Origin of the sequence: Tenacibaculum sp. SDUM215027, from assembly GCF_050566205.1 — a bacterium.
Classification (GTDB): domain Bacteria; phylum Bacteroidota; class Bacteroidia; order Flavobacteriales; family Flavobacteriaceae; genus Polaribacter.
The window spans coordinates 278504-290835 of sequence record NZ_JBNXUE010000004.1; the positions used below are offsets into that span (position 1 = coordinate 278504).

Genomic DNA, 12332 nt, shown 5'->3' on the forward strand with positions numbered 1-12332 from the left:
TTTCTAAGTATTCCTCTACTTTATTTTCTTTGGGTAACATAGGTAATATTTCACTACAGGCTTTGTTAATGCTTTAAGGTTTAACTGGTCAGATGCTTTTGCAATATCTTTTAACTTACCTTTTTTTGTGTAAATTTTTATAGGCTTCTTTGTATTATATGCTTGATGTTTGATTTCATTTGAAAAAACAAAATACTCAAGTTCTTTTTCGCTTAACTCTACAAGCTTTCTAAGCTTTCCACGCCTCTTTTCAATATATTCCTCAGTAAATGGTTTTTCTTGAATTTCAATCTTTAACAAGCTTCTGTCTATAATTTTTGTTGCTAATGTAGATAACACGAAATCCTCATGATTTTTCCATTCTTTTATTGCTGATAAAACATCGTAATCATCTAACTCGGAAAATATCTGTAATGTTTTATTTGAAAAATTTTCTTTGTTTATTGGATTGTATAAAAAGTAATTAAGCGCTCTACTAGAAGGAAGCTCTACTCCTTTTGTTGCTAGCTCCTTTGCTCTTTTTAATATACTTACCAAAAGGTTTTCTGCAACCAACCCCGTTTTATGTAAATACACTTGCCAATACATTAAGCGTCGTGCTATAACAAATTTTTCTACCGAATAAATTCCTTTTTGTTCAATAACTAATTCGTTATCCACTACATTCATCATTGCTATTAAACGATCTGATGAAATGTTTCCTTCCGCTACTCCAGTAAAAAAACTATCTCTTTTTAAATAGTCTAATCGGTCAATATCCAATTGACTTGATATTAATTGGCATAAAAATTTACGCGGGTATTTCCCTTCAAATACTTGAATAGCTAAACTTAACTTTCCTTCAAATTCATCATTCAATGCTTTCATAAATTTCAATGAAATTTCTTCATGAGTAATTTCATTTACAATACTATGTTCTAATGCATGTGAATATGCTCCATGACCTATATCGTGTAATAAAATAGCTATATACAAAGCATTTGCTTCCTCTTCTGAAATTTCAACATTTTTCATTTGTAACACATGTACTGCTTTTTGCATTAAATGCATACAACCTATTGCGTGATGAAAACGTGTATGGTTAGCTCCAGGATATACTAAATTTGATAACCCCATCTGTGTTACTCTACGTAACCTTTGAAAGTATGGGTGCTCGATAATATCAAAAATTAGTGAGTTTGGTATAGAGATAAACCCATAAATAGGGTCATTAATTATCTTTAATTTGTTGGTTTTTGATTTCTTCAAAATGTATAAATCCTTGAATTTTAAACAAAAAAATCATAATTTATCTACAAAACCAAATTAACCAGCGTTTAATTAACGTATTTTTAGCTTTTAAAAACACAACAAAACTACTTTCGGTCGTTATTTAAGTAGAAAACAAGTTGAAAATTATGATGAGAAACATACACATTCTATGGGTAGATGATGAAATAGACCTATTGAAACCACATATATTATTTTTAGAGAAAAAAGATTATAAAGTTACTACATGCACCAATGGTACTGACGCCATTGATTTGGTCAGTGAAAATAATTTTGATATTGTTTTTTTAGACGAAAACATGCCTGGTATTACCGGCTTAGAAACGCTTTCTGAAATCAAACAAAAGAACACAAATCTTCCTGTAGTAATGATTACCAAAAGCGAGGAAGAATATTTGATGGAAGAAGCTATTGGCTCTAAAATTGCAGATTACTTAATCAAGCCTGTAAATCCTAATCAGATATTATTGAGTTTAAAAAAGAATTTAGACCACTCTCGTTTAGTTTCAGAAAAAACAACATCTAGCTACCAACAAGAGTTTAGAAAAATTTCTATGGATTTAGCTATGGTTAATTCTTATGAAGAATGGGCGGAGCTTTATAAAAAATTAGTTCATTGGGAACTTGAGTTGGAAGACATTAATGATACTGGAATGTTAGAAATTTTAGAATCTCAAAAATCTGAAGCTAACTCACAATTTTTTAAGTTCATTAAAAAAAACTACCAACGTTGGCTAACAGGAGACGATAAACCTACTTTTTCACATACTTTATTTAAAGATTATGTGGTCCCGAACTTATCAAAAGACCAAGGTGTTTTATGGGTCATAATTGACAATCTTCGTTACGATCAATACAGAGTTTTAGAGCCTTTCATTAATAATTATTTCAAAAAGGAAGAAGAATATTCTTACTACAGCATTTTACCCACAGCAACTCAATACGCACGTAATGCTATATTTTCTGGGTTAATGCCTTCTGAAATGGAAAAAAGACATCCAAATTATTGGAAAAATGATACTGATGAAGGAGGTAAAAACTTATTTGAGGCTGATTTTTTAGATGAGCAAATAAAACGCTTGGGACTAAATATTACACACGAATATTATAAAATAGTTTCTTTAAAAAGTGGAAAAGATTTAGCAGATAATTATAACGGAACACGACAAAATGATCTTACCGCAGTAGTTTATAATTTTGTTGATATGCTTTCACATGCTAAAACAGAAATGGAAGTTATTAAAGAACTTGCTGGTGATGATAAAGCATACCGTTCTCTAACAGTAAGTTGGTTTAAAAACTCTCCGCTCTACGATATTATTCAAAAAGCACAAAAATTAGGACAAAAACTTATAATTACAACCGATCATGGTACGATAAACTGTAAACATCCTACAAAAGTTATTGGTGATAAAAACATCAGCTCAAACTTACGCTATAAAACTGGTAGAAGTTTAAGTTATGAAGATAAAGATGTATATGCGGTTAAAAATCCAAGAGATATATTTTTACCAACGGTAGCTATTAATAGTCCTTTTATTTTCACTAAAGAAGATTTGTTTTTTGCGTACCCAAACAATTATAATCATTTTGTTAAGTATTATAAAAATACGTATCAACATGGTGGTGTTTCACTAGAAGAAGTAATTATTCCTTGTGCTGTTTATAATCCAAAGTAGTTTTTAACTTATTTTAATAAATTGTGTAGAAATGAAAATCAAGTTTATACTATTTTTAGCTTTTTTTGTTTGTTTTTACTCTTTACGAGCTCAAAAAAATAAACTTTCTATAGCTGCTTTGGAACTAACAAAAAATAAGGTTACTTATGACCCAAGTTACTTTTCTATACCTTATCCCAAAGGAGATATTCCAAAAGACAAAGGGGTTTGTACAGATGTTATTATTCGTTCTTACCGTAAATTAGGAATAGACCTACAGCAAGAGGTTCATGAAGATATGGAAGCTAATTTTTCATTGTACCCTAAAATATGGGGACTTAAAAGAACTGATACTAACATAGATCATAGAAGAGTACCTAATTTAATGACCTTTTTTAAAAGAAAAGGAACAGTTAAAAAATTCACTTTAAACCCCAATAATTATTTACCTGGAGATATTGTTTGCTGGAGTTTAGGAGGAGGTTTAACTCATATAGGTATAATTTCTTCTAAAAAATCACCAGCCAACAATAAACGATATTTAATTGTTCATAACATTGGAGCAGGTCAAGTTTTAGAAGATTGTCTATTCAATTTTAAAATTATTGGTCATTACAGATATAAGAACAAATAAACTATAGTAATTAATAATCTTCTTTCCTATTTTTGCTACTTATGAACAGAAATTATTCTCTAAACGAATTAACAGCAATAGCTGAAGAGATTATTGCTACTGCCCAGCATAAAATATTACTTTTTTATGGAGAAATGGGAGTTGGTAAAACAACTTTAATTAAAGAAATATGCAAAGTTTTGGGCATAGAAGACATTGCCCACTCTCCAACCTTCTCATTGGTTAATGAGTACAAAACTACCTCAAACAAAACAGTCTATCATTTTGATTTTTATCGTATTGAAAACGAAGAAGAAGCATATGATATGGGTATTGAAGATTATTTATACAACGATAACTGGTGTTTAGTTGAATGGCCTGAAAATGTTAAAAATTTACTACCTTTAGATACTGTTTCAATATCAATTAGCTTGCTAAAAAATGGGCAACGAAACATTCAATTAAAAACTAACTAAATTTAGATGGGTTCTATTTCACCTTTTACCAAAGAGCAGTTAATGCCACAAACCGAAATGCTTGAAATTAAAAAGCGAAAAGGAGAATTATTTATAGGTTTACCAAAAGAAACTCATTTTGAAGAAAAACGAATTAGTTTATCTCCTGATGCTGTTGCGGCTCTTATAGCTCATGGTCATAGAATTGTGATTGAAACTGGTGCTGGTGAAGGGGCTAATTATAGCGATAAAGAATATTCTGACGCTGGTGCAAAAATATCATACGATGTAAAAGAAGCTTTTTCTTGTAATATTGTACTAAAAGTAGAACCACCATCTTTAGAGGAAATTCAGATGTTAAATCCTCAAACGGTTTTAATTTCTGCCTTACAATTAAAAACACAAGACAAAAAGTATTTTGAAGCGCTCGCTAAAAAACGAGTAACTGCAATTGCTTTTGATTATATTAAAGATGAACATGGCGTATTTCCTATTGTAAAGTCGTTAAGTGAAATTGCTGGAATTGCCTCTATGCATATTGCTGCCGAACTTATGACAGCTTCTAACGGAGGTAACGGTTTATTATTAGGTAACATTGGAGGCGTCCCTCCTACTGATGTTGTTATTTTAGGTGCTGGAACTGTTGGAGAATTTGCTGCTAAAGCGGCGGTAGGCTTAGGTGCTCGTGTAAAAGTATTTGATAATTCAATTACAAAACTTCGTAACTTACAGTCGTGTGTACATGCTCCTATTTATACATCAACTATTCAACCTAAAACATTACAAAAAGCTTTAATGCGTTGCGATGTTGCCATTGGAGCTCTTAGAGGAAAAGATCGTTCTCCTGTAGTTGTTACTGAAGAAATGATTGAACAGATGAAAGACGGTGCTGTTATTGTTGATGTAAGTATTGACAGAGGTGGTTGTTTTGAAACCTCACAAGTAACTACACATAGCAAACCTACTTTTGCAAATCATGGGGTAATTCATTACTGTGTTCCTAATATTCCTTCTAGATATTCTAGAACAGCATCTGTATCTATTAGTAATATCTTTACACCTTATTTATTAGAAATTGCAGAAGAAGGAGGTTTTGAAAATGCAGCTCGGTTTGATAAAAGTTTACGTAACGGAATGTATTTCTACCACGGAATTTTAACCAATAAAACTGTAGCAGACTGGTTTGACCTTCCTTACAGAGATATTAATTTATTGATTTTGTAATTTGATTTTACTTACTTTTGCATTTCAATTTTAAATTATGCATTTGTTAAAACGTTTTGGGTATTATTTAATAGGAATTGCCTTAGGGAGTTTAGTGGTACTTTTTATTTGGAAAGGTAAAGATGTTTCTTTCGATTACGGAATGGACGCTCGTACTTTAAAAACCATTAGAATAAAAAAACGTTTGTTTTCTGATAATGCTCAACAAATATTAGCTACTTCAAAAATTGACACAGCTACTATTTCTACTATTTTAAACCATGGAGATGTTGATTTTGGAAAAAGTAAACCTCGTTTAAAACCTTGTGCTGAATACTTTATCACTGGAAAAGACAGCTTAAATCACATTGATTTATATATTACACGTTGTGACTCAACTGCTACAATTAATAAAATTACGATTAACTAGCAGTTTTTATACTTATCATACAAACCTACTCTATTTAATATCATCGGAATAATTTTTTCGAGTCGTTTTACTTTGGTTACTTCCCTTTTTGCCTCGGAAATATAATCAAAAAATTCCCTTTGTTTACTCAAGGTAAACTCATTAAAAGTTTCTTTTAACCTATCATTTTTGTCTAATGCTAACTGTAACTCTTTAGGAATAATTAAAGGTTTCGTATTCCTTTTAAGCTTTAGTTCTTTTCCTTCCTCAGAATTTTTAATAGCTTCTAATACATATTGCTTAACCAATTCTGTATCAATTTCATTTAATTCCTTAAACCTCCATTGACGCATTGCTAGGGTTTTTCCTTCTTGAGCATTTACTAATACTTTTTCTTTATCAATTAAAAAACTCCCTTGAAAAAACCACAAACCACAATAGTTTTTAAAAGCTGATAAGCCTACAATATTTTTTCCTTTATACACATAAACAGGAGATCCCCATTTAATAGTTTCTTCAAGAGGAAGTTCTAGAAAAACAGAACGCAAGAGATTTAACTCTTGCGCCCAATTACTTTTATCTTGTATGTATTGTGTTATTTTGGAATTCATTATGCTATATTCTTCTAAAGATACCATCCAACTTACACTATACTCTTATCTCGTAACATTCCAAACTATTCCTCCCAAAATAGTACTTGCTTTCATACAATAGAGTTTTTTAGTTAGCTATTTCACTGGTAAATTTAATACGCATTAATCGCAATTCATCATCATCATAATCTCCATCAAACTCATCTAAGGCTTCTTGAATTTTATCAGTCTCAGCTTCCATAAAATAATCATGAATTTCTTCTTGTTGATCTTCATCTAACAAATCATCAACTGCATAATCAATATTTAGTTTAGTTCCCGAAAAAACAATAGCCTCCATTTCTTTTATCAACTCAGACATTTCTAAACCTTTTGATTTTGCAATATCATCTAAAGGTAATTTTCTATCTGTATTCTGAATGATATAAAGTTTTAATCCAGAATTAACTCCTGTGCTCTTAACTATTAAATCATCCGGACGCATAATTTCGTTATCTTCTACATACTTTGTAATAAGTGCAACGAAATCTTTACCGTATTTTTTTGCCTTACCTTCTCCAACACCATGGACTTTTGCCAGTTCATCTAGTGTTACTGGATATTTAAGTGCCATATCATCAAGTGATGGATCTTGAAAAACTGCAAACGGTGGAACTCCAATACGTTTTCCTACTTTTTTTCTTAGGTCTTTCAACATTGTTACTAACTTATCGTCTACTCCACCTACTGATTTTTCGTTGGTTATAATTGTACCATCATCCGCTGTTTTATAAACATGATTTTCTGTCATCATAAATGATGACGGATTCTTTATAAACTCTTTACCTTCTTTAGTTAGCTTTAAAACACCATACTGTTCTATTTCTTTCTTAATTAAATCTGCCACTAATACTTGACGAATTAAAGCCATCCAATAATGGTTATCCTTACCTTTACCAACACCAAAAAAAGGTTGAATATTTGTTTTATGAGAGTTTAACAATGCATTTTCTTTACCAATTATTGTGTTTACAATTTCTTTTGGCTTATACATTTCACTAGTATCTCTTATAACAGAAAGTAAGGTTACAACTTCATCTTTAGCTTCATGCTTTTTCTTAGGGTTTCGCATATTGTCATCCATTTCGGCACCATCACCATTGACACTATCAAACTCCTCTCCAAAGTAATGCAGTAAGTATTTACGCCTGTTCATTGAAGTTTCTGCATACCCAACTACTTCTTGTAAGAGTGCATGCCCTACTTCTTGCTCCGCTACAGGCTTATTTGCCATAAATTTTTCAAGCTTCTCAATATCTTTATACGAGTAGAATGTTAAACAATACCCTTCTCCTCCATCACGACCAGCTCTACCTGTTTCTTGATAATAACTCTCTAAACTTTTAGGAATATCATGATGTATTACAAAACGAACATCTGGCTTGTCAATACCCATACCAAAGGCAATTGTAGCTACTACAACATCACAATCTTCCATTAAAAACATATCTTGATGTCTTACACGCGTTTTAGCATCTAAACCTGCATGATAAGGAACTGCATTGATTCCGTTTACTTGTAAAACTTGTGCTATTTCTTCTACTTTCTTACGACTCAAGCAGTATATAATCCCTGATTTCCCTAGTCGCTGTTTTATAAAGCGAATAATATCTTTTTCTACATCTTTTGTTTTTGGTCTAACTTCGTAGAATAGGTTTGCTCTGTTAAAAGATGCTTTAAACACGTTTGCATCAGTCATTCCTAGAGTTTTAAGAATATCCTCTTGTACTTTTTCTGTTGCAGTTGCTGTTAAACCAATAATTGGCACATTATCAATTTGTTTAATAATGTTTCGTAAATTCCTGTATTCAGGTCTAAAATCGTGTCCCCATTCAGAAATACAATGCGCTTCATCAATTGCAACAAACGATATTTTTTGCCTTCTTAAAAACTCAGCATATTCTTCTTTAATCAAAGATTCAGGAGCTACATACAATAATTTTGTAATTCCTGCTTCAATATCTGATTTTACTTGGGCAATCTCCGACTTGTTTAAGGAAGAATTTAATACATGGGCTATTCCATGATTTTCAGAAATTCCTCTAATGGCATCTACTTGGTTTTTCATTAAGGCAATTAATGGTGACACCACAATTGCTGTACCTTCCTTCATTAAGGCAGGTAATTGATAACATAGCGATTTACCACCACCAGTAGGCATTATAACAAATGTGTTTTTATTTTCTAAAACACTGTTAACTACATCTTCTTGTAGCCCTTTAAACTGGTTAAATCCGAAGATTTTTTTTAATGATCCATATAAATCCGTCTGCTCTTTATTCATCTTCTAATATCAAAAATTAAAAACGAGAACTAATTTACAAAAATTCCCAACAATATATAACGTAAACTTTCTTTTTATTAAAAAAGATTTTCTTCTCAAATATTCCTATTTTTACACTTTAAAAATATACTTAAAACTTTTTTAACTTGAAAGACGCAAACGCTATTCTCTCAACAGCAAAAGAAACTATCCTTTTAGAAAGTAATGTTATTGCTAATTTAGCAAATTTATTAAATAGCTCGTTTACGGACGCAGTTAATTTCATATTTAATTCTAAAGGTCGTGTTATTTTTTCTAAAAATAGAAATGTCTCTAAAATAGATGAGCTTACTGCTGCTGATATTATGAGTACTTCTCCAAAAACAATTGATGTAGATGCTATGGCTGTTGAAGCTTTAGATACCTTAGAAAATAACAATATCACACAAATTTTAGTTACTGATACAAATAACAATTATGTAGGTGTAGTACATTTACACGACTTAATTAAAGAAGGAATATTTTAAGATGGCAGAAAAAGAAATGTCTTTTTTAGACCATCTTGAAGAGCTAAGATGGCATTTAGTAAGAAGTTTTGCAGCAATTTTTATTGTTGCAATTATAATTTTTGCAAACATTAATTTTGTTTTTAATGAGATACTTTTAGCTCATTTAAAACCTGATTTTGCAACTTATCAATTCTTTTGTAAAGTATTTTCTTCTATAGGAATTGACAGTAGCTTTTGTGCAATTAAATTTAAACAAACTCTACAAGCTTTAAATCCTACTCAACAATTAATGACAGGGATTTGGTCTTCTTTAATTTTAGGATTTGTAGTTGCCTTTCCTTATATTTTATGGGAATTTTGGAGATTTATAGCTCCTGGGTTACACGAAAGTGAAAAGAAAAAATCAAAAGGATTTATTTTTACTTCTTCTTTCTTATTCTTTTTAGGAATCTTATTTAGCTATTACGTTATTTTACCTATGTCTGTATATTTCTTTTACAATTTTGAAATATCAGATGCTATTCAAAACAACTTTAAGCTGGAGGCTTACATTAGTCTTATAACAAATACATTACTAGGTGTTGCTATATTTTTTGAGCTTCCTGTTGTAATTTTCTTCCTAACAAAAATAGGGTTAATTACCCCAGAGTTTTTAAGAAAGTATCGCAAACACGCATTAGTGGTGGTATTGGTATTATCTGCAATTATTACCCCGCCAGATGTGGCTAGTCAGGTAATTGTATCTGTACCTATCATGATTTTATATGAAATGAGTATTTATGTTTCAAAATTTGTCTTAAAACAACAACAAAAGAATGTCACAAAAAGTCCAAGAGTTTAACGACTACCGTGCTAAAATGAACGAAAAAATTTTAGCATCAGATAATAAAGTAATCAAACGTATTTTTAACTTAGACACTAATGCTTTTACAGAAGGGCATTTACCTGTTAAAACTAAAGAATTACTAGGTTTGGTAGCATCTGCAGTGCTACGTTGCGATGATTGTATTGCTTATCATTTAAAAACAGCATACGAAAATGGAGTAACCAAAGAAGAAATGATGGAAACTATGAGTATTGCTACATTAGTTGGTGGAACTATTTTAATTCCTCATTTACGAAGAGCTGTAGAGTTTTGGGAAGCTTTAGAAAAAGACGCTTAATTTATACTTATATTGATTTAAGAAGTTTTTAAGAAACAGTTTTGTTACTTTTATACTTTAAACAATTCCATTTTTCAACAATAATAAATGAAGTTAAGAGCAGACAACATACAAAAGATATACGGTAGTAGAAAAGTAGTAAAGGGAATATCTCTGGAAGTTGAACAAGGTGAAATTATTGGGTTACTTGGTCCTAATGGAGCTGGTAAAACTACTTCTTTCTATATGATTGTAGGTATGATTAAACCTAATGATGGTCATATTTTTTTAGATAACGAAGAAATTACTACAGATGCTATGTATAAACGTTCTCAAAAAGGAATTGGTTATTTAGCACAAGAAGCTTCTGTTTTTAGAAAATTATCTGTAGAGGATAATATTATGTCTGTTCTTGAATTTACAGATAGAACTAAAACCGAAAGAAAACAACGTTTAGAAGAGTTAATTGATGAGTTTAGTTTGGGACACGTGCGTAAAAACCGTGGTGATTTATTATCAGGTGGTGAACGTCGTAGAACAGAAATTGCACGTTGTTTAGCTTCTGATCCTAAATTCATTTTATTAGATGAGCCTTTTGCAGGAGTTGATCCTATTGCGGTGGAAGATATTCAAGGAATTGTGGCACAACTAAAAAATAAAAATATTGGTATTTTAATTACCGATCACGACGTACAAGCAACTTTAGCTATTACTGATAGGACATACTTAATGTACAATGGAGGTATTTTAAAAGAAGGAACTCCTGAAGAGCTGGCTGAAGATGAAACTGTTCGTAGGGTATATCTTGGAAAGGATTTTGAGCTTAAAAAGAAGAAATTTGATAATAATCAAGCTGTAACACAAAATCATTTCATAATTGAGAACGCAAAAGAAGAAGATCTTTTCTCCTCTTTTTCTAAAGTTTATCATAACCAAAACTTAAAAGATGGTTTTAAGCTGTATAGAAAAAAAGGGAATACTAATTCTTTTCTTGTTATACCTGCGGATAATATGAGCTTCATCGATTTCTGTAATTTATGCATTGATATAGAGAATTTAAGTGTAAAAGGGAATATCAAAGTGTCTGATCATAGCTACAAAAAAATAGCTAATTATAATGATTGGTGTAACTTTGAAATAGGTTCAGATAAAGTTACATTAACCAATAGAAATAACGAAAGCTGGGATATCTACAAAAAAGGAGATTTTACGAAAAATAAACTTATGGATAAAGTCTTTACTGAAGATAAAATATCTTTAGAAAATTATCATTTCATAAGTAACATTTTTGAACCTCAAAAAAACACCTAAAAAATAATTTTCAAAATCAAAACAAAAAAACACGTTGATTCACAACGTGTTTTTTTGTTTCATTTAAGATATAACCTTATTTTTTTGAATTCTATTTTGAAGAAAGTTTTTTATCTGAGTTATTTACAATGGATAATACCACATATGAAAGAATAATCATTGGAATGGCAACAATTTTTAAAGTGATAATTAATATAATTGATAAAACTAAAAACACGTACTTAATCACGTTATCTTTAAAATGAAAGTTTTTAAATTTTAAAGAAAATAACGGAATTTCAGCATTCATTAAATATGTAAATAATACTGTAATTAATATTAAAAAATATTGATTCTCAATTAAACCTATTAAAAACGATTCTTTATCAAACTGAGCAATTAAAGGTAGAGAAATCACAAACAAACTCATTGCTGGTGTAGGAACTCCTATAAAACTATCCGACTGGCGTTCATCAATATTAAATTTTGCTAAGCGGTATCCAGCACCCAATGTTAGTAACAACCCTAAATATGGTAAATTACTTCCTGTTGCACCATATTCGTCTACTCCAAAATATCCAACAGCATCAACATCTAAAGCATTTACTAGCATCTGCATCATTACGATTCCTGGTACTACCCCACTCGTTACCATATCTGCCAAACTATCTAACTGTTTTCCTAATTCACCTTGTACTTTTAACATACGAGCAGCAAATCCATCAAAAAAATCAAAAAGAATCCCTAGCATTACTAAAATTGCTGTTGCAAAAAAATCACCTTTAATAGCAAAAACAGTAGCAATAGTACCACATAACAAATTTCCTAAAGTCAGTAAGTTGGGTATATATTTTTTGATATTCATAGTATTCTTAATTTATAGCGAAAA

At 30.6% G+C, this 12332-nt stretch carries 12 protein-coding genes and 1 pseudogene; 9 read left to right on the top strand and 4 right to left on the bottom strand.

Annotation, left to right across the window (positions count from 1 at the left end; translation table 11 throughout):
• Positions 1-15 precede the first annotated feature (15 nt).
• On the bottom strand, positions 16-1248 hold the full coding sequence (locus tag ACQYZ7_RS11310; protein ID WP_430729849.1) for an HD domain-containing protein: 1233 nt from the start codon (positions 1246-1248) through the stop codon (positions 16-18).
• A gap of 152 nt (positions 1249-1400) precedes the next feature.
• Between ACQYZ7_RS11310 and ACQYZ7_RS11315 the strand changes: the two genes are divergently transcribed.
• From ACQYZ7_RS11315 to ACQYZ7_RS11335, 5 genes are read left to right on the top strand one after another with little or no spacing between them, the layout of a single operon-like run.
• On the top strand, positions 1401-2948 hold the full coding sequence (locus ACQYZ7_RS11315; protein ID WP_430729922.1) for a response regulator: 1548 nt from the start codon (positions 1401-1403) through the stop codon (positions 2946-2948).
• 31 nt (positions 2949-2979) lie between these two features.
• A complete protein-coding gene (locus ACQYZ7_RS11320) occupies positions 2980-3561 on the top strand; it encodes a DUF1287 domain-containing protein (RefSeq protein ID WP_430729850.1) in 582 nt (193 codons plus the stop codon).
• A 41-nt stretch (positions 3562-3602) separates the two neighbouring features.
• Complete coding sequence (gene tsaE / locus ACQYZ7_RS11325) at positions 3603-4016, top strand: tRNA (adenosine(37)-N6)-threonylcarbamoyltransferase complex ATPase subunit type 1 TsaE (RefSeq protein WP_430729851.1); 414 nt, start codon at positions 3603-3605, stop codon at positions 4014-4016.
• A 6-nt stretch (positions 4017-4022) separates the two neighbouring features.
• Positions 4023-5219, top strand: coding sequence for an alanine dehydrogenase (locus tag ACQYZ7_RS11330; RefSeq protein WP_430729852.1), 1197 nt, complete (start codon positions 4023-4025; stop codon positions 5217-5219).
• A 37-nt stretch (positions 5220-5256) separates the two neighbouring features.
• On the top strand, positions 5257-5628 hold the full coding sequence (locus tag ACQYZ7_RS11335; protein ID WP_430729853.1) for a DUF4258 domain-containing protein: 372 nt from the start codon (positions 5257-5259) through the stop codon (positions 5626-5628).
• On the opposite strand, the gene ACQYZ7_RS11340 is transcribed toward ACQYZ7_RS11335, so the two are convergent.
• Positions 5625-6218, bottom strand: coding sequence for a YdeI/OmpD-associated family protein (locus ACQYZ7_RS11340; protein WP_430729854.1), 594 nt, complete (start codon positions 6216-6218; stop codon positions 5625-5627). The two genes, ACQYZ7_RS11335 and ACQYZ7_RS11340, sit on opposite strands and share 4 nt — an antisense overlap.
• A 109-nt stretch (positions 6219-6327) precedes the next feature.
• Entirely contained in the window at positions 6328-8523 is a 2196-nt protein-coding gene (locus ACQYZ7_RS11345) for a RecQ family ATP-dependent DNA helicase (protein ID WP_430729855.1), read from the bottom strand.
• Positions 8524-8669: 146 nt separating this feature from the next.
• On the opposite strand from ACQYZ7_RS11345, the gene ACQYZ7_RS11350 reads away from it, so the two are divergent.
• From ACQYZ7_RS11350 to lptB, 4 genes and pseudogenes are all read left to right on the top strand, one after another.
• Entirely contained in the window at positions 8670-9029 is a 360-nt protein-coding gene (locus ACQYZ7_RS11350; protein WP_430729856.1) for a CBS domain-containing protein, read from the top strand.
• 1 nt (position 9030) lies between these two features.
• A complete protein-coding gene (gene tatC / locus ACQYZ7_RS11355; protein ID WP_430729857.1) occupies positions 9031-9852 on the top strand; it encodes a twin-arginine translocase subunit TatC in 822 nt (273 codons plus the stop codon).
• The gene (locus ACQYZ7_RS11360; protein ID WP_303508322.1) at positions 9827-10174 is read left to right on the top strand and encodes a carboxymuconolactone decarboxylase family protein; all 348 of its coding nucleotides are present in this window, start codon (positions 9827-9829) and stop codon (positions 10172-10174) included. Before tatC ends, ACQYZ7_RS11360 begins: the two co-directional genes overlap by 26 nt.
• An 87-nt stretch (positions 10175-10261) precedes the next feature.
• A pseudogene (lptB, locus tag ACQYZ7_RS11365) lies at positions 10262-10996 on the top strand (LPS export ABC transporter ATP-binding protein); the annotation flags it as partial.
• Between the two features lie 559 nt (positions 10997-11555).
• Here the strand turns inward: lptB and ACQYZ7_RS11370 are convergent.
• Positions 11556-12308 (bottom strand): CDP-alcohol phosphatidyltransferase family protein, encoded by a 753-nt coding sequence (locus ACQYZ7_RS11370; RefSeq protein WP_430729858.1) that lies wholly within the window; start codon positions 12306-12308, stop codon positions 11556-11558.
• Between the last annotated feature and the right edge of the window lie 24 nt (positions 12309-12332).

What these genes read in the sequence shown, in the direction of transcription:
- ACQYZ7_RS11315 (WP_430729922.1), top strand. Translation starts at nt 1,401, where the DNA reads ATGAGAAACATACACATTCTATGGGTAGATGATGAAATAGACCTATTG.
- ACQYZ7_RS11320 (WP_430729850.1), top strand. Translation starts at nt 2,980, where the DNA reads ATGAAAATCAAGTTTATACTATTTTTAGCTTTTTTTGTTTGTTTTTAC.
- tsaE (WP_430729851.1), top strand. Translation starts at nt 3,603, where the DNA reads ATGAACAGAAATTATTCTCTAAACGAATTAACAGCAATAGCTGAAGAG.
- ACQYZ7_RS11330 (WP_430729852.1), top strand. Translation starts at nt 4,023, where the DNA reads ATGGGTTCTATTTCACCTTTTACCAAAGAGCAGTTAATGCCACAAACC.
- ACQYZ7_RS11335 (WP_430729853.1), top strand. Translation starts at nt 5,257, where the DNA reads ATGCATTTGTTAAAACGTTTTGGGTATTATTTAATAGGAATTGCCTTA.
- ACQYZ7_RS11340 (WP_430729854.1), bottom strand. Translation starts at nt 6,218, where the DNA reads ATGAATTCCAAAATAACACAATACATACAAGATAAAAGTAATTGGGCG.
- ACQYZ7_RS11345 (WP_430729855.1), bottom strand. Translation starts at nt 8,523, where the DNA reads ATGAATAAAGAGCAGACGGATTTATATGGATCATTAAAAAAAATCTTC.
- tatC (WP_430729857.1), top strand. Translation starts at nt 9,031, where the DNA reads ATGGCAGAAAAAGAAATGTCTTTTTTAGACCATCTTGAAGAGCTAAGA.
- ACQYZ7_RS11360 (WP_303508322.1), top strand. Translation starts at nt 9,827, where the DNA reads ATGTCACAAAAAGTCCAAGAGTTTAACGACTACCGTGCTAAAATGAAC.
- ACQYZ7_RS11370 (WP_430729858.1), bottom strand. Translation starts at nt 12,308, where the DNA reads ATGAATATCAAAAAATATATACCCAACTTACTGACTTTAGGAAATTTG.